The sequence below is a fragment of the Lentzea kristufekii genome (genome assembly GCF_033949925.1).
Taxonomy (GTDB): Bacteria; Actinomycetota; Actinomycetes; order Mycobacteriales; family Pseudonocardiaceae; genus Lentzea; species Lentzea kristufekii.
The window spans coordinates 1-16,073 of the sequence record NZ_JAXAVV010000013.1; the positions used below are offsets into that span (position 1 = coordinate 1).

The window sequence follows — 16,073 nt, forward strand, 5'->3', positions numbered from 1 at the left end:
GACCTGGAAGACGGTCCTGATCGCTGGCCCGCGTTCACCCAGGCCGCACTCGGCGCCGGGTTCCGCGCGGTGCACGCCGTGCCGATGCGCCTGGCCGGAGACGCGGTCGGCGGTCTCAACGTGTTCTACGCGGCGGTCACCCCGTGGGAGGCCTGGCAGCAACGGCTCGGGCAGGTGCTCGCCGACCTGACGGTACTGGGCCTGTCGCAGGACGACGATCCCACGCGCACCCACCGGCTCGCCGAGCAGACCCTGACCACGCTCAACGACCGCGTGATGCTCGCGCACGCCATCGGCATGGTCGCCGGCACCCTCGACACCAGCACGGACGAGGCCCGCCGCCTCGTATTCGGTTACGCCACGAGGAATCAGAAACCGGTCCGCGACGTCGCCCGCAGGCTCACCGGTGGAGACCTGGACTCAGCCGCGCTGCGACCGGTGGACGCGAGCTAGTCGCTCCGCGCCGTGCCGCGCAGAGGTGCTCCCGCGTCGTGCAGATGGCGCAGCACCTGGGAGTAGGAGCGGACCATGGTGGTCTTGCTGTACGGGATGCCTTGCCGGGCGCAGAAGTTCTCGACGACGGGCTGTGCGTGGCGCAGGTTGGGGCGGGGCATGTGCGGGTAGAGGTGGTGCTCGATCTGGTGGTTCAACCCGCCGAGCAGGGCGTCGACCCAGCGGCCGCCGGTGACGTTGCGCGAGGTCAGCACCTGCTTGTGGAGGTGGTCGAGGCGCTGTCCCTCGGCGATGATCGGCATTCCCTTGTGGTTCGGCGCGAACGAACAGCCCAGGTAGACGCCCATCAGACCCTGGTGCACGGCGATGAACACGACGGCCTTCAGCGGTGAGAGCACCAGGAACACCGCCACCAGATAGGCGGCCAGCGGCACGATCTGGAGCGCGGCCTCACGCCACGGGTTGCGCAGTTCCCTGCGGAACAGGGCGACCAGGCCGGAGATCCGCAGCACGGCGGCCTCGGCGAGCAGCAGGGGGAAGAAGAGGAACGCCTGGTGCTTGGTGATCCAGCCGTACACGCCGCGTTTGCCGTGTGCCTGCGCGCGGCTGAAGGCGAGGGCGTGGATCTCGATGTCCGGGTCCTGGCCCTCGTGGTTGGGGTTGGCGTGGTGCCGGTTGTGCTTGGCCACCCACCACTGGTAGCTGATGCCGGTGAGGCTGCCGTGCAGGTGCCCGACCAGGTCGTTGTTGCGGTGGCTGCGGAAGATCTGCCGATGTCCCGCGTCGTGCCCGATGAACGCGAGCTGCGTCGACGCCACGGCCAGGGCCACCGCGAGGAGCACCTGCCACCAGGAGTCGCCCAGCAGGACGAACGTCACGGCGATCGCACCGAGCAGCACGCCGTTGATCGCCATGCGCAGCGCGTAGTAGCCGCGGCGGCGGTCCAGCAGGCCGGCTGTCTTGAGCTCTTTGGTCAGGCGGGCGAAGTCGCTGCCCCGAGGACGTTCGGCTGTGGTCGTCAAGGCGTCTTGGGTCGAGGTCATGTTCCCACTCCGGGTTTCGGATTGTCGGCTTCGGTGTCCAGGCCAGGTTCGTCAGGTCCGGACTCCTCAGGTTCACTGGTGCGGACGTCGGCGGGTGCCACGTGTTCGTCCGCCTCGCTCAGCAGCGAGCGGATCGCGGAGTTGAGCACCGCCAGCAGCGGTACCGCGAGCAGGGCACCCGCGATGCCCGCGACGAGCAGTCCCGACGCGATGGCCAGCACCACCGCGAGAGGGTGCAGCTTGACCGCCCGTCCCAGCAGGAACGGTTGCAGGACATGGCTTTCCAGCTGGTTCACGGCGACGACGATGATCAGGGCGATCGCGGCGGTCACCGGGCCGTTCGCGACGAGCGCGATGAGAACGGCCACGCCGCCCGCCACCACCGCGCCGAAGATCGGCACGAACGCACTGATGAACACCAGTGCTGCCAACGGAACCGCCAGAGGCACCTTCAGCACGGCCAGCCCGATGCCGATGCCGAGCGCGTCCACCACGGCGACCGCCCCGGTCGCGCGGACGTAGCTGACCAGCGCGGCGAGACTGCGCCTACCGGCGACGTCCACCCGCCTGCGCGGTCCGTCGGGAACGATGCGGATGAGGAACTGCCAGATCCGCGGACCGTCGTAGAGGAAGAACGCGAGCGCGAACAGCACCAGCAGCATCTCGACGAGGGTCTCGCCGACCGTCGCGGCCGTCGTGAGAGCACTCGACGTGATGCCGGACTGGTTGTCCTGCAACGTTTTCACGATCCGGTCGGCGAACTCGCGCAGCTGACCCTCGCTGAGCTGCAACGGTCCGTTGACGAGCCAGCCGGACACCGCGTCGATGCTGCGGGCCAGCTGATCCGCCAGGTCCGGCACACCGTTGACGAAGGTCATCACGACGAACGTGAGCAACCCGCCCAGCACCGCCAGCCCGCCGACGAGCACCACGAGCGTAGCGAGCCCTCGGGGAAACCGTTTCGCCATGAGGAAACCCACGGCCGGCGCGAGCAAGGCGGCCAGCAGCAGTGCGATCGCGAGCGGCACGACGAGTGACGCCAGCCTGCCGAAGATGACGCCGACGACGTAGAGCGAGGCCACCACGACGAGAAACCGCCAGCCCAGCGCCGCACTCACACGCAGTGCGGAGGGGATCGGGTTCCGCGTGGGAGACGGGTCCCCGCGGTCGGTCATCACGACGGCTGTACCTCCGGAGTCGATCTCCGACGCCGGGGTCTGGGGTCATCGGTGCGATGGCGTGCCTGCACGCCTCTCCAACGGGATTCCCCACCATCCGGGCCACAAACCCAGGTGGACTGTGGCGAGGTCGAGGTCCCACCTGAGATCTGGGTGGAGCGCTCCGCCGGTAGCGCGGCAAGATCGGGCGGAAAAGCAGAGAAGCAGGCCGAGATGATTCTCGACCTGCTTCTCTGGAGTACGCCGCCAGGGACTCGAACCCCGGACCCGCTGATTAAGAGTCAGCTGCTCTAACCAACTGAGCTAGCGGCGCTTGTTTGTGTGCCGGAGTCTTGCTCGTTCCGACGTCAAGAACGTTAGCACAGGGGTTCCAACCGGTTTTCACGCGGGTCACCTGTTCGACTTGTCGAACCCCGTGTGGAGGAGCCACTGGGCCGCCGCGTAGGTCGGCATGACCCCCGCTGAAGCCACTCGCGCGGCGCGTTCCCCGAGGACGAACCGGCTCGCGCCGAGCAGTGCGTCCGACACCGCGAACAGGGCCGCGCCGCCGAGAACCCGTCGCGCGCCGGGGCCGCGGGCCGTCGACGCGGCGGCGACCATCGTGCCGAGCGTCAGGGCGTAGAGGCCGACAGGCTTGCCGAGCGGGCCTGCCGCGCGGGCGAACACTGCGGCTCCCGCGGCCGATGCCGCGACGATGGGCACGACCGCCTTCCGGGAACCCGGTGAGGACCGGCGGGCCAGGGCCGCGGTGTAGCCGACGTGGGCCACCAGGAAGCTGAAGAGTCCGGTGCGGAACGCCCGGTCCGAGTCGCCGAGCAGCGCCACGTCGCCGAGCCACGAGCCGGCGAGACCTACCGCCATGCCGGCGTCGCGGGGTGGGCTGGCCGCGGCCAGGACGGGCATCAGTGCGGTCTTCGTCACGGGGCGCACGGACTTGGCGCCGCGCACGGCAGCCGCGATCGAGTCCGCGATCGCGGCAACCGCGTACGCCTGCTTCTTCATCGAGCACCTCTCGCCATTGAGGCGCTCAGACTAAGAGCTCCGTCTCACGGTCGCCGCCGTGTCGTCGATCACGAACGACGTCGGCGGTGAGGCGTTCTTCACGCTGATGAGCTCGGTTTGTCCCGAGCAGTCTGCGCAGTGCGGTCGGCGTGTGCCCGAGGTGTTCGCGCACCGTGCGGCACAGGTGTGCCTGGTCGGCGAACCCGAGGTCGGCGGCGAGCACGGCGAGGCCGGGTTCGCCCTGCTCCAGGCGGTCCAGCGCGCGGGAGACGCGGACACCGTTGCGGTAGCGGGTCAGCGACACCCCCAGCACGCGGGTGAAGGCACGGCTCAACCGGTACGGCGAGACGCCCAGGAGACCGGCGAGCGGAATCAGCCCCGAGGCAGCCGGATGGTCGTCGGCGATCACGCCACGAGCCCTCGCCACCAGCGCCTCGTCGCCGCCACCGTCCGGAGCCGGTGTGGTGACGACCTGCTGGACGGCCTGCGCCACGAGGCCCACCAGCTCCTCGGCCCCGTCGCCGCGCGCGGCCGCGAGAAGCCGCCGGTGGGCGAGGTCGAGCCGGCCGTCCACGTACAGCGACGACCCGGTGAACCGCGGTGCGTCGCCCGCCAGCGCGCGCCACAGGGCGGGCCGCAGGCTGATCGACGTGCACACGTCGCCGCCGGCGGGATGGGAGAACTGCTCTTCCTCGCCGGGTAAGCCCAGATAGCCGACCGTGCGGTCGAGGTCGGTGCACCCGCTCCGGACGCGGCGGCGGAACCCGCCACTGCGCACGAGCACGAGTCGCACGTCCGCGTGCGGCTGCTCGGCCGACCAGCCGCGGTGGTCGTCGCGGCAGTCCACCGAGGACACGGTGAACTCCGGACGGGCCGCGAGAACGGTGAAGGACAGCACTCCCTCAGGCTAGAGACGAGGTCTGACAATTTCTTGGCGCAAGGATGTTCAAGACCCAGGACGCGGTCGCGGCGCAGGCTGGTGCACACCAACCCAGAAGGAGCGGAACATGCCTGCACTCGCGCAGCTCACCACGGTCGTCCTCGACTGTGCCGACCCCGGCCTGCTGGCCGAGTTCTACCGCGCGGTCACGGGCTGGAAGGTCACCTCCAGCGACGACGACTCCGTCTACCTGGGCGAGGACGGCGTCCAGCTCGCGTTCGTCCGCGTGCCGGACTTCCAGCCGCCCGCGTGGCCCGGTTCGGACAAGCAGGCGCACCTGGACTTCCACGTCGAGGACGTCGCGCTCGCGGTCAAGCAGCTGCTGGAACTCGGCGCTACCAAGCCGGATTTCCAGCCGGGCGAGGGGCAGTGGACTGTCCTTGCCGACCCGCAGGGGCATCTGCTCTGCCTGTCCGAGTGACGCCGATCGACGAGAAGTCGTAGTCCGACAACGGAAAGCTGTTCGCGGCACGGTGCGCGCTCACCGTCGAGGTCGGCCGCAGCAACGTGGCTTCGCCGTGCTGGTTGAAGTAGTAGCTGTGCGCGGTGGCGCAGTGGCCGAGCGAGAACACCGAGTTGCGCGTGACCTTCGTGCGCATCCGGTGGAGGAACTCGTCGTTGGCCCGTTGCGTGACCTCGAAGACCGACGAACCACGGGAGCGCATCGCCGTGAACAGCCGCCGCACGTGCGTCATCTGGCACTCGATGGTCGTGAAGTACGACAACCCGCTGTAGGAGTACGGGCTGTTGAGCGACAGGTAGTTCGGGAACCCCGGCACCGTCACGCCCTCGTAGGCCTGGAACCGGTTCTGCCGCCACCACGCGCCGAGGTCCCTGCCCTCGCGGCCGATCACCTCGAACGCCGGGAAGTTGGTGTCCCACAGGTCGAACCCCGTTGCCAGCACGAGGACGTCGATCTCCGCCTTGCCCTCCGCCGTGACGACTCCGGACGCGTCGACCCGCTCGATCGACGCCGTCTCGAGTCGCACGTGCGGCCGGGTGAACGTGCGGAAGTAGTCGTTGGAGAACGTGGGCCGCTTGCAGCCGAACGAGTAGTCCGGGGTGAGCCTGCGCCGCAGTTCCGGATCGCGGACCTGCCGGTGCAGGTGCAGGCGGCACCACCGCTCGGCCAGCCGGTTCACCACCCGCAACTGCTTGTAGCGCACCACCCCCGAGATCATCATGAGTTCGAGGACCGAACTGCCCAGCCACCGCACGGCCCGCTGCGCGAACGGCAGCCGCGCGAACAACGTCCTGACCGCAGGCGGAATCGGGTAGTCAGGCTTCGGGCTGACCCAGATCGGCGTGCGCTGGTACACGGTCAGCGCGGAGGCCTGCCGGGCCAGTTCGGGAATGAGCTGCACCGCGGTGGCACCCGTGCCGATGATCGCCACCCTCTTGCCGGCCAGGTCGCAGGGCTCCCACGCGGCGGTGTGGATCACCTTGCCCTGGAACGACTCGATGCCCTCGATGTCCGGCATCTTCGGCATCGACAGGAACCCGGTGGCGGTCACGAGGTACCGCGCGGTGAAGGTCTTTTCGCCGGCGACGACCTCCCAGTGGCCGTCCCGCCAGCGAGCGCCGGTCACCGTCACGCCGAAGCGCATCAACGGCCGCAGCCCGTACTTCACCGCCACGTGCTCGGCGTACCGCTTGAGCTCCTCACCCGGCGCGAACAGCCGTGACCAGTGCGGATTCGGTTCGAACGAGTACGAGTACGTCGAGGACGGGATGTCGACGGCGAGCCCCGGATAGCGGTTCACGTGCCAGGTGCCGCCGAGGTCGTCCTCCCGTTCCAGGATCAGCAGGTCGTGCAGCCCGAGCCGCTTGAGCTCGATCGCCGCGCCCATGCCGCCGAATCCGGCACCGACCACGATCGCGTCGTACTGCGGGGCCATTCCCGACCTCCTGCGCTGAGCGGAACCGCATGTCAGTTTTGGAACCGTATGTCAGTTTTGCGGGTGATCGCAAGAGTTCGCAGGTCATAGACTTGAGCCATGACGTCCAGTGCCGAACCCGTCAGCCGCGCGGAGCGCAAGAAGCAGGAGCTGCGCCGCGAGATCATCGACGCGGCCTTCGACTGCTTCGCCGAACGCGGCTACCACGCCACCGGGATCGCCGACGTGGCCGCGCGGCTCGGCATCGGGCACGGCACGTTCTACCGCTACTTCCAGAACAAGCGGGACATCGTCGACCACGTCGTCGACGACCTGGTCGGCCGCATCACCGGGGCACTCACGGCGGAGAACGCCCCGGACGCGGTGTCGACGCTGGCCGAGTACCGCGAGCAGTCCGCGCGCATCGGCGAGGCGCTCGGCCGGATCTTCGGCGAGGACCCGCGCGTGCCGCGGCTGCTGCTGTTCGAGGCCCCCGGCATCGACCGGGCCATGGCCGAACGGATCCTCGACCTGTTCGACCTGGCCGCCGCGCTGACGTCCGCCTACCTCTCGCACGGCGTCGAACTGGGCTACCTGCGAGCGGATCTCGACGTCGGCAACACCGCCAGGGCCATCAACGGCATGATCCTCGGTACCGCGATCTCCTCACTGCGCACGCCGGAAGCCCAGGCCGCGCAGAGTGAAGCGCTGCGGCGCGTCATGTACGACGGGATCGCCGCACGCTAACCGAGCCACGTCCGGGCGGCGACGACCAGCGCGTCGACCCCGGTGGTCAGCGTCGGCTCGATGTCCGGCGCGTACTCGGGGGAGTGGTTCATCGCCACGGGCCGACCGGGTTCGCGGGTGCTGAAGTCGGTGCCGCCGAGGAACCAGAACACGGTCGGCACGCCCGCGGCCGTGCCGAACACGCCGACGTCCTCGCTGGCGTTGACGACCGCGCCGGGGATCAGGTTGCTCTTGCTGAAGTGTTCGGCGAACGCGGCCATCGTCCTCGTGGTCGCGTCCGGATCGGACACGAGCACCGGAGTGCCGTCGTACCAGTCGAACTCGGGTTCGCGCGGCGCCCCGGACGCGGCGGACTCGGCGCGCACGATCCGTTCGACGGCCGCCCGGACGATGCCGCGGATGTGCTCGTTGAACGTCCGGATGTTGACGCCGATCTCGGCCGTCTCCGGGATGACGTTCTCCTTGGTGCCCGCCTGCAACCGTCCGACCGTGACGACGGCACGTTCGGACGGCGCAACCTCGCGGGCGACGATGCCCTGCAGCCGCACGACGGTATGCGCGGCCATCAGCACCGGATCGATCGCGGTCTCCGGCGCCGAACCGTGGCCTCCGCGCCCGAACAGCGTGACGCGCACCGAGTCGGAGGCCGCCATCAGCGGACCGCTGCCGTACGCGATCATTCCGGCGGGCAACGGGCTGACGTGTTGCGCCAGCACGACCTCAGGCTTGCCGAACCGGTCGAACAGGCCGTCCTCGACCATGTTCCGCGCGCCACGGCCCAGTTCCTCGGCCGGCTGGAACACCACGAGCAACGTCCCCGACCACTCCTCGCGGGTCTGCGACAAACGTTCGGCCGCACCGATCAGGCACGTGGCGTGCATGTCGTGCCCGCACGCGTGGGCCACCGGCACGTCCTCACCGTCCGAGCTGGTCGCACGGATCGTTGAGGCGTAGGGCAATCCCGTCGTCTCCTGCACGGGCAACGCGTCGATGTCCGCCCGGAGCATCACGACCGGGCCGTCGCCGTTGCGCAGCACGCCCACCACGCCCGTGCCGCCGACCTCGGTGGTGACCTCGTACCCCAACTGCCGCAACGCATCCGCGAGCACCCCGGCCGTGCGGAACTCCTGCAGCGACAGTTCGGGGTGCTCGTGCAGATCGCGGTAGAGCGCGTGCAGGTCGGGCACTGTGTCTCCCTCAGTCCTGGCCGAGCTTCGGCAACTCGTCGACGAGCACGGCCAGTGAGCGCAGCAGCGCCTCGCGGTCGGCAGGCGCCAGCCGGGCGAGCAGGCATTCCTCGCCCCGCTGGATCTCGGCCTGGACCGCGCCGTGCCGGCGACGGCCCTCCTCGGTGATCGAGACGAGCCGTGCGCGCCGGTCCGCCGGGTCGCGCGTGCGTTCCAGCAGGCCGTCGGCCTCCAGTTCGTCCAGCACGCCGATGATCCGGCTCTTGTCCGCGCCGATGAACTCCGCGAGCGCGGCCTGGGTGCGCACCGGCTGGCCTTCGAGCGCGTCGAGCACGACGTAGCCCCACATGCTCAGGCTGTGCGCGCGCAGCACCGGCTGCTCGGCGGCGACCAGCGCTCGCTGCAGCGGCGCGATCATCGCCGCGAGGTCACGTCGCCGGCCGTCCACGGACAGGATGATAGCGACCTTGCGGCAATGATGTGCATGTGCATATCGTAAGCACATGCATATAAATGACCTGCTGGTCCTGCACCGCGGCGTGGTGCGGACCAGCGTGGAGATCGTGTCCCAGGTGTCGGCCGACGACCTGGGCAGACGCACGCCCTGCGCCGAGTGGACACTCGCCGATCTGCTCGCTCACATGACCGCCCAGCACCACGGCTTCGCGGCCGCGGCCCGTGGCACCGGCGGCGATCTCGCGGCGTGGGTGGTCAGGCCTGCCGGCCCGGCCGACTACGCCGAGGCGGCGGAGGACGTCCTGGCCGCGTTCGCGGAACCCGAAGTGCCGCAACGGGAGTTCGCACTGCCGGAGTTCGGGGCGAGCTTCCCGGCGGTGCAGGCGGTGAGCTTCCACCTGATCGACTACGTGGTGCACGGCTGGGACGTCGCGCGCTCGCTCGGGCTCGGCTACCGCCTCGCTCCCGAGGTCGCCGGACCCGCGCTGCGGATCGCGCAGGCGGTCCCGGACGGCGACACCAGGCTGCGGCCCGGCGCGCCGTTCAAGCCCGCGGTGGACGAGGACGGCTCGGACCCGCTGCGCCGGATCCTGGCTGCGCTGGGACGGTCGCCGGACAGGGCTTGAGTCCTAGGACCAGTCCCAGCCGATGCCGAGCACGCCAGGCTGGACGTCCTTCGCCGTCAGGTGCAGCACCCGGCCCGGCGCGAGCGCGAGTTCCTCCCCGCGCACCAGCGCCGCGTCCACGCCAGGTTGTGCGAGGGCGTAGCAGCGGACCGGGAGGCGGGGCTCGGTGAACTGCACGCTCATCACGTACGCGCCCACGGGATAGCGGAACGCACGCCGGTGGTCGTGGGCCACCGCGCCTGTCTCCGCGATGGTGAAGCGGTACTCCAGCAGGTGGGTCTGGCCTGCGCGCAAGGTGTGGTCGAACAGCAGTTCCGCGGCGATCACCGGCGCTCGGGGGTGCCTTCGCACGCGTCCCAGGCGGCAGTTGCGCACGGCCTCCGCGTCCAACGCCTCCGGTGGCGTGCCGTCGTCCGCGCAGTACACGGCCAGGTAGCGGTCGGGGTGACCGGCGACCGCGCGCAGCACCTGTCTGGTGTGGATCGAGCGGAGCGCGCCGTGCCGGTCCACTGCGGCCGCGTCGTCCTGCGACCACAGGCGCGGGTCGCTGTCGGACGGACCGACCAGCGCCTCCACGGTCTCCGCCAGCGACTGCGCGGGCTCCAGCATCCGTCCGTAGCGCCGGGGCTGTCGCTGCTCGGTCACCCACCTGCCACGCGGGCGCGGCGGTCCCAGCAGGGCTTCCAGCGAGTGCCGCGGCAGGCCGAGGATGGTCTCGATGGCCTGGACCGCGCGCAGCGAGTCGGCGCGTTCAGGACGGCTGCGGCCCAGTCGCCAGTAGCTCAGCGTGGACAGGCTGACGTGGATGCCCCGGCGGTCCAGGCGGTCGCGCAGGCGTTCCAGCGTGAGACCACTGCGCTCGATGGCGGCGCGCAACGCGGCGTGGAACGGACCTGAGTGCAGCAGCACTTCGACCTCGTGGCCGACGTCGGGCGGAACGGCCACCGCGCACCCCCTCCACTGTGGAAGAAACAGTTTAGAAGGCCGCTCACGCCCGATATGACCGACGAAGGTGGGTATCCCTCCACAGTATTGAAGGCGCCTTCCACAGTTGTGGACATCTGCCAGAGACGACCTTGACCGCGTCGGACCACCGGTATGTCATCGGCGCGGCGGCCCCTGCAAGAGCCGCCGAATCCCTGCACTGTGCCGATTTCCCCCTGGAGGGCACATGTCCCGTCCGTTGTCCGCGCGCCGATTCGCCGCGCTCCTCTCCGCATTCGCGACCGGTGCCGCCCTGGCGGTCGCGCCGTCCGCGACGGCCGCCGAGACCGACCTCGCCACGACCGTCCGCGCCACCATGCTCCAGCAGCACGGCGACGCGCTGAAGCGGCAGTGGGACACGCAGACCTTGCGTGAACCGCTGTTCGAGCCGACCCGCACCTCCGGTGCGTGGGTGTTCGGCAGCACCACCATCCCGCTCGCCCACGGCCAGGAGCACGGGGCACCGCACATGGCGTTGTTCCTGGCCCGCAAGGAACGCTCCGCGTGGCGGGTCGAGCTCGACGGCACCGCCGGGTTCGCCGCTCTCGCCGCACAGGCGCCGTCCGGCGTGCTCAGCGACGGCGAGAAGCGGACGTTCGCGGCCAACCAGAACAACCGCGCACAAGCACTCGCGCCCACCGGTCTCGGTCTGCCGTGGCCGGTGAACGTGGCGTGGTGGATGGGCGGCGGCCCGCACGGCAACAGCGGCAGCAGCCGGCCGTTCAGTTCCATCGACTTCAACGGCGGTGACGGCCGGGTCCTGTCCGCGGGCAACGGCCGCGTCTACAAGAGTTGCATCGTCGGCCGCAGCGCACTGGTGAAAGTCGTGCACGACAACGGTTACAGCACCACCTACTACCACATGTACAACCTGACGACGCTCGCCGACGGCAGCGCCGTGCGCACCGGCACGTACCTCGGCAACATCGGCAACGAACTGCCGTGCGGCGGTTCGAGCAGCGGGGCGCACGTGCACTTCTCGTTGCTGCGCGGCAACACCCACGTGAGCGTCAACGGGATGACGATCGGCGGCTGGACGTTCTACGAGGGCTCGCAGGCCTACGGCGGCTATGCGCAACGCGGCAGCACGCGCGTCTCCGTCGGCGGCAGGGTCACGAACTACGGCGGTGGCGGCACGACGCTGCCCACCGGCACGGTCGACGCGGGCCCGAACAGCACGGTGAACCTGCGGTCCGGCCCCGGCCTGAGCTACTCGGTCGAGGGCACGGTCGCGGACGGCGCGGTGGTGGCCATCGCGTGCACCAGCCGCGGCGAGACCGTCGAAGGCGTCTGGGGCAGCACGAACCTGTGGAACCGGCTCGAGGACGGCAAGTGGATCAGCGACGGTTTCGTCGACACCGGCTCGAACGAACCGGTAGCCGCGGACTGCTGAGCCGAAAACGGAGAATGACGACAAGTGCGGAAAAGGAGGTCGAGATCCATCTCGACCTCCTTTTCCGCAGTATGCCCCCTCGGACTCCGCGCGCTGGAACAGTTGCTCGACGGATGCCTCGTCGGTGATGTCGCACACCACACCGATTGCTTCGACTCCGGCCACGGCCGGCTCGCGCACCGCCGTCGCCGACCAGTTGTCCGGCAGGAGTCACCCGATCCGGTCGTGCCGGGATCCACAACAGCGGAGAGGAGCAGAGAACAAGCGCAGAAAAGCAGAGAAGCAGGTCGAGATGAATCTCGACCTGCTTCTCTGGAGTACGCCGCCAGGGACTCGAACCCCGGACCCGCTGATTAAGAGTCCTCGGGTGGCCCCTGACGGAGGTGTCGCCTGATGTCGGCGAGTGCCGTTTCCACACGTCAGGTGCAGGATCCAGAAGCATCAGCTGCTGGCCGGTGTCAGCCTGTGTCGTCGCAGATCATGCTTCTCGGGCCCGTCCCGGGCTCGCAATCAGGGAGCCTGTCGGATGTGTCGTGGGCGGCTGCGGTGGTCATCGCGACGAGAAGGGCTGGCGACCTCCGCAGCTGTCACGGTGCACAGGAAAGTCGCATCGCGACATCACCACTTCCACGGAGGCGGCGCGATCTCCCCGCCCTGCTTGCGGAAGACCTCGGCGAACGCGTTGAGAGGATCTTCGGCGTCACCGCTGCGGACCACTTTCCCGTTCCACACGTCGTCACAGGCCTTGTGCACCTCGACGACCACGGTGGCGGCCCGATCCGGGTAGTCCAGCACCAGGAGATACCGGGCCCACCCCGGCAGAAAGCAACTGCCTCCTGGTTTCGGTGCGGGTAGCGCGTTGAGCGCGTCAACGATCGAGTCGACGTCCTCCCGCACGGTCCCCGCGCCACGAACTCCCGCTCACTTCCCATCGGTTGGTCGCGTTCGTACGTGCACAGGGTCGCGGTCGTGGCGCCCCGAGGCGCGAGGAGCTCGTCTCCTGCTCGTCCCGGCTGTGCCTGTGTGCGGGGACAGGGCCCCGATCCGCCGGCAACGGCCGCGAACGGCTCTTTCGCCTCTCCGAAGGAAATCCACTGGGGCAGCGCCCAGTGCCAGAAGCACCTCCGCCGCGGCGCCCCCGACGACGCGCCGGCGGCGGATCTCACGTGAGCGCCGAAAAACCTGCAGATGCCGGTCCGGAACCGTTTCCAGGTCGGGCATCACAGCAAGGACGTATCCCAGTGTCATTCGACAAGTGTGGCAGCCGGCGGCCCTGTTGAGGTTCCTCCGCCATCTCGCCGGCACTGGTGAACCAGCTCAGGCACCTCACCTGATGCGACCTGTCGGCAATGACCCGGATGGGCCGATCGCCACCGGAACCGTTCACGCCCCGAACGACTCCGTCTGCGTTAACTTGCGGATGCGGTCTCGTATCGGTCCTGTCCGGTGGCCCCGCGGAGGTCTACGCTGAGGAGGCCCTGCCAGATCACGAGATTCCGCCGAGCCCGCAAGGGGTCGGATCGTGGGTTGGGCATCGCCCCGGACCTTGGCGACGCACGTGTCGAGTCGTCGGCGCGCCAAGGAGGTCGTGGACATGTTCTCGCGAACGATCCCAGCCGGCGTTCCGTGCCGTCCTGTCGGGCGTCTGCGTTGTCAGGTCATGTGACGGTGTTCTGAGCGGCGCCTGTCGGCACCGCATACTGGAGCGGGCCGCGCTCTTGGCGAGCGTGCCGTCACCGGGATTCTGTGCTGTCCTTTGTGGATCGTTGTCGCGTCACGGGTGGTGCCGAAAGTTCCCGGAAGTGTGGAACATCTTCCGGCAGGGCGAGTAGGGTCTCAGGAAAGTGCCCTGGACCCCGGTATGGCATCAGTCGACCGAGGAGCTGTTCTCATGGCACAACTCGACCAGAGTCCCGCGACCGCACCTGTAACCGGGATCGCGGAGCCCCGTCAGAACACAGTCTCAGTCATCCTGCGCGGCGTCCGGCTGGGCCTGTTCACCGCTGCCGAAGCCGACCTGATGATCGACCGGGTTCGCGCACTCACAATCAAGTCGCCGCCCTCGGCTGGGGACGGCTACCCGTTCGCGGGCAACGGACATGCGGTGGGGAACCTCCTTTCTGATCCTAATAGGACAGTCTTGTGACCACGTCGATGCGAAGCGCGCTACGGCGCCCCGATCAAGGAGAAAGCCCCATGACCGCCGTACTCCAGCCCTCACGCGTAGCCGTCGTCCCGCTGCTTGCGAACTTCGATGTGGAGCTGTTGACTGTCACAGCGCGTCCGGTCGTGTCCGGCGCGGTCGTGCTGGCCGTGCGGGGCGAGGTGGACTCGTGCACCAGCCCGCTGCTGAAGATCCGTCTTCTCGAGCACGTGCGGCCAACGGACCCGCCGCTGGTCATCGACCTCACCGACGTGAGTTTTCTCGGCGCGGCCGGTCTCACCGTCCTGGTCACCGTCAGGGAAGCAGCGATGGCGGCGGGAATCGCGCTGTGCCTGGTCGGGTGCACCCGCCCGGTGTTGTTGCCGTTGAAGGTCACCGGGCTGGACGGCGTGTTCGACATCTGTCCCGACATCGCCCACGCCTTGCTTCGGCTGGGTTGCGGTCCGGACGGGTAGGGCACCATGCGCGATTCCAGGGTCGCCGAGATCTTGTCAGTGATCGCCGACAGCCGGGACGGGCGGATGACGCTGCCCGCCAGGCTGGTCGCGGAGTGCTTGTCGGCGTTGCCGGTCAGCGGCGTCGCCGTGGCGCTGATGACCGCCGACGGGCCCAGCGGCGTCGTCCTCGCGGCAACCGACGAGCAGGCCCGCCACGGCGAGGAACTGCAGTTCGCCCTCGGCGAGGGGCCCTGCGTCGAGGCGTCGCGCAGTGGCCGCCCGGTGCTCCAGCCCGATGTCGAGACGGCCGGGTCGGCCCGCTGGCCGCAGTACGGTGCCGCCGTGCTCGACGCCGGCGTGCGCGCCGTCTTCGCGTTCCCACTGCGAGTAGGCGCCATCCGCGTCGGAGTCCTGGATCTCTACCGCGACACCCCGGGACAACTCGGCTCCCTCGAAGTCGCTGACGCACAGGCGTTCGCCGACGCGGCCACGGTCATGGTGCTGCACCTGCAGGAGCACGACGGGCGTGACGGCACGCATTCGGCGCTCGGCGGGCCGATCGACGGCCAGGCCGAGGTCCACCAGGCGACCGGGATGATCTCGGTCCAGCTCGGTGTCAGCCTCGCCGAGGCACTCCTGCGGCTCCGCGCACACGCGTACGCTGCGGGAAGGACGGTGTCGGCCGTCGCCGCCGATGTCGTCAACCGTCGCATGTCCTTCGATGACAGCGAATCCGGCACAACGATGCAGCAGGAACGGCAATGAGCACTGACGAGCTGAAGACAGCGGGCTCATGACGAGCCGGGAACGACTTCTGGCCAGTACGTTCGTGGACCTGGCCGACACCTTGGTGGCCGACTTCGACGTCATCGACTTCCTGCACACCCTGGCCACCCGCAGCGTGCAGCTGCTCGACATCGATGCCGCCGGGATCATGCTGGCCGACCATCACGGCGGCCTGCACGTGATGGCTTCCTCCACCGAGGAAACCCGCCTGCTGGAACTTTACGAGCTGCAGAACAACGAAGGCCCGTGCCTGGACTGCTTCCGGTCCGGATTTCCGGTGGCGCGGGGCGACCTGGCCGCGATGCGTGCGGCGTGGCCGGCCTTCACCCAGAAGCTGCAGCACTTCGGGTTCCATTCGGTGCAGGCACTTCCGATGCGGCTGCGTGAGGAGACCATCGGGGCGCTGAACCTGTTCCGCACCAGTCCCGGCCGGCTCAGTGAGGCAGATCTGGCGATCGGTCAGGCCATGGCGGACGTGGCCACCGTCGGGATGATCCAGGAACGCGTCATCGCCGCGGGCGAGCTTCTCGCCACCCAGCTGCAGACCGCCCTCAGCAGCCGCGTCCAGCTGGAACAGGCCAAAGGTGTGCTCGCCCAACGCACCCGCCTGCCGATGGATCAGGCTTTCCTGCTCATGCGTGACTACGCCCGCAGTCACAACCGCCGCCTGACCGACGTCGCCGCACAGATCATCGACGGCACGCTCGACGAAAACGCGCTCCCCAAAGGGTCGCCCCGCAGGAAGCCCAGCGCGCCACCCTCGTCCTGAGCGGCGTGGCAGCACCTCTTTCGACCGGAAA

At 69.1% G+C, this 16,073-nt stretch carries 17 protein-coding genes, 1 tRNA gene and 1 pseudogene; 9 read left to right on the forward strand and 10 right to left on the reverse strand.

What is annotated here, in order from left to right:
- Positions 1 to 453 (forward strand): annotated as a pseudogene (locus SK571_RS25555) (GAF domain-containing protein); the annotation flags it as partial.
- On the opposite strand, the gene SK571_RS25560 reads toward SK571_RS25555, so the two are convergent.
- From SK571_RS25560 to SK571_RS25580, 5 genes are all read right to left on the reverse strand, one after another.
- Positions 450 to 1,496 (reverse strand): fatty acid desaturase family protein, encoded by a 1,047-nt coding sequence (locus SK571_RS25560; RefSeq protein WP_319986622.1) that lies wholly within the window; start codon positions 1,494 to 1,496, stop codon positions 450 to 452. The pseudogene SK571_RS25555 and the gene SK571_RS25560 sit on opposite strands and share 4 nt — an antisense overlap.
- On the reverse strand, positions 1,493 to 2,671 hold the full coding sequence (locus tag SK571_RS25565) for an AI-2E family transporter (protein ID WP_319986623.1): 1,179 nt from the start codon (positions 2,669 to 2,671) through the stop codon (positions 1,493 to 1,495). The genes SK571_RS25560 and SK571_RS25565 overlap by 4 nt, the downstream gene beginning before the upstream one ends.
- A gap of 242 nt (positions 2,672 to 2,913) precedes the next feature.
- Positions 2,914 to 2,987, reverse strand: a tRNA-Lys gene (locus tag SK571_RS25570).
- A 77-nt stretch (positions 2,988 to 3,064) separates the two neighbouring features.
- Entirely contained in the window at positions 3,065 to 3,676 is a 612-nt protein-coding gene (locus SK571_RS25575; RefSeq protein WP_319986624.1) for a lysoplasmalogenase, read from the reverse strand.
- Positions 3,677 to 3,701: 25 nt separating this feature from the next.
- Positions 3,702 to 4,574 (reverse strand): helix-turn-helix transcriptional regulator, encoded by an 873-nt coding sequence (locus tag SK571_RS25580; RefSeq protein WP_319986625.1) that lies wholly within the window; start codon positions 4,572 to 4,574, stop codon positions 3,702 to 3,704.
- A gap of 109 nt (positions 4,575 to 4,683) precedes the next feature.
- On the opposite strand from SK571_RS25580, the gene SK571_RS25585 reads away from it, so the two are divergent.
- Complete coding sequence (locus tag SK571_RS25585; RefSeq protein ID WP_319986626.1) at positions 4,684 to 5,037, forward strand: VOC family protein; 354 nt, start codon at positions 4,684 to 4,686, stop codon at positions 5,035 to 5,037.
- On the opposite strand, the gene SK571_RS25590 is transcribed toward SK571_RS25585, so the two are convergent.
- Complete coding sequence (locus tag SK571_RS25590; protein ID WP_319986627.1) at positions 4,952 to 6,514, reverse strand: flavin-containing monooxygenase; 1,563 nt, start codon at positions 6,512 to 6,514, stop codon at positions 4,952 to 4,954. The genes SK571_RS25585 and SK571_RS25590 overlap by 86 nt on opposite strands.
- Positions 6,515 to 6,613: 99 nt before the next feature.
- On the opposite strand from SK571_RS25590, the gene SK571_RS25595 reads away from it, so the two are divergent.
- Positions 6,614 to 7,240 (forward strand): TetR/AcrR family transcriptional regulator, encoded by a 627-nt coding sequence (locus SK571_RS25595; protein WP_319986628.1) that lies wholly within the window; start codon positions 6,614 to 6,616, stop codon positions 7,238 to 7,240.
- Here SK571_RS25595 and SK571_RS25600 read toward each other — a convergent pair.
- Both SK571_RS25600 and SK571_RS25605 read right to left on the reverse strand, forming a co-directional pair.
- Positions 7,237 to 8,427: an amidohydrolase gene (locus tag SK571_RS25600; protein WP_319986629.1), complete on the reverse strand. Its 1,191-nt coding sequence runs from the start codon at positions 8,425 to 8,427 to the stop codon at positions 7,237 to 7,239. The two genes, SK571_RS25595 and SK571_RS25600, sit on opposite strands and share 4 nt — an antisense overlap.
- 10 nt (positions 8,428 to 8,437) lie before the next feature.
- Positions 8,438 to 8,875, reverse strand: a complete 438-nt coding sequence (locus SK571_RS25605) for a MarR family winged helix-turn-helix transcriptional regulator (RefSeq protein ID WP_319986630.1) — start codon at positions 8,873 to 8,875, stop codon at positions 8,438 to 8,440.
- A gap of 55 nt (positions 8,876 to 8,930) precedes the next feature.
- On the opposite strand from SK571_RS25605, the gene SK571_RS25610 reads away from it, so the two are divergent.
- On the forward strand, positions 8,931 to 9,509 hold the full coding sequence (locus SK571_RS25610; protein WP_319986631.1) for a TIGR03086 family metal-binding protein: 579 nt from the start codon (positions 8,931 to 8,933) through the stop codon (positions 9,507 to 9,509).
- Positions 9,510 to 9,512: 3 nt separating this feature from the next.
- Here the strand turns inward: SK571_RS25610 and SK571_RS25615 are convergent, their stop codons facing one another.
- Positions 9,513 to 10,454, reverse strand: a complete 942-nt coding sequence (locus SK571_RS25615) for a hypothetical protein (protein WP_319986632.1) — start codon at positions 10,452 to 10,454, stop codon at positions 9,513 to 9,515.
- A gap of 226 nt (positions 10,455 to 10,680) precedes the next feature.
- Between SK571_RS25615 and SK571_RS25620 the strand changes: the two genes are divergently transcribed.
- The gene (locus tag SK571_RS25620) at positions 10,681 to 11,886 is read left to right on the forward strand and encodes a peptidoglycan DD-metalloendopeptidase family protein (protein WP_319986633.1); all 1,206 of its coding nucleotides are present in this window, start codon (positions 10,681 to 10,683) and stop codon (positions 11,884 to 11,886) included.
- A 618-nt stretch (positions 11,887 to 12,504) separates the two neighbouring features.
- Here the strand turns inward: SK571_RS25620 and SK571_RS25625 are convergent.
- Positions 12,505 to 12,783 (reverse strand): hypothetical protein, encoded by a 279-nt coding sequence (locus SK571_RS25625; RefSeq protein ID WP_319986634.1) that lies wholly within the window; start codon positions 12,781 to 12,783, stop codon positions 12,505 to 12,507.
- A 994-nt stretch (positions 12,784 to 13,777) separates the two neighbouring features.
- Between SK571_RS25625 and SK571_RS25630 the strand changes: the two genes are divergently transcribed.
- The 4 genes from SK571_RS25630 (at position 13,778) to SK571_RS25645 (ending at position 16,042) form a co-directional block, all read left to right on the forward strand.
- A complete protein-coding gene (locus tag SK571_RS25630) occupies positions 13,778 to 14,032 on the forward strand; it encodes a hypothetical protein (protein WP_319986635.1) in 255 nt (84 codons plus the stop codon).
- Positions 14,033 to 14,082: 50 nt separating this feature from the next.
- A complete protein-coding gene (locus SK571_RS25635) occupies positions 14,083 to 14,505 on the forward strand; it encodes an STAS domain-containing protein (protein ID WP_319986636.1) in 423 nt (140 codons plus the stop codon).
- A gap of 6 nt (positions 14,506 to 14,511) precedes the next feature.
- On the forward strand, positions 14,512 to 15,252 hold the full coding sequence (locus SK571_RS25640) for a GAF and ANTAR domain-containing protein (protein ID WP_319986637.1): 741 nt from the start codon (positions 14,512 to 14,514) through the stop codon (positions 15,250 to 15,252).
- 64 nt (positions 15,253 to 15,316) lie between these two features.
- Complete coding sequence (locus tag SK571_RS25645) at positions 15,317 to 16,042, forward strand: GAF and ANTAR domain-containing protein (protein ID WP_319986638.1); 726 nt, start codon at positions 15,317 to 15,319, stop codon at positions 16,040 to 16,042.
- Positions 16,043 to 16,073 lie beyond the last annotated feature (31 nt).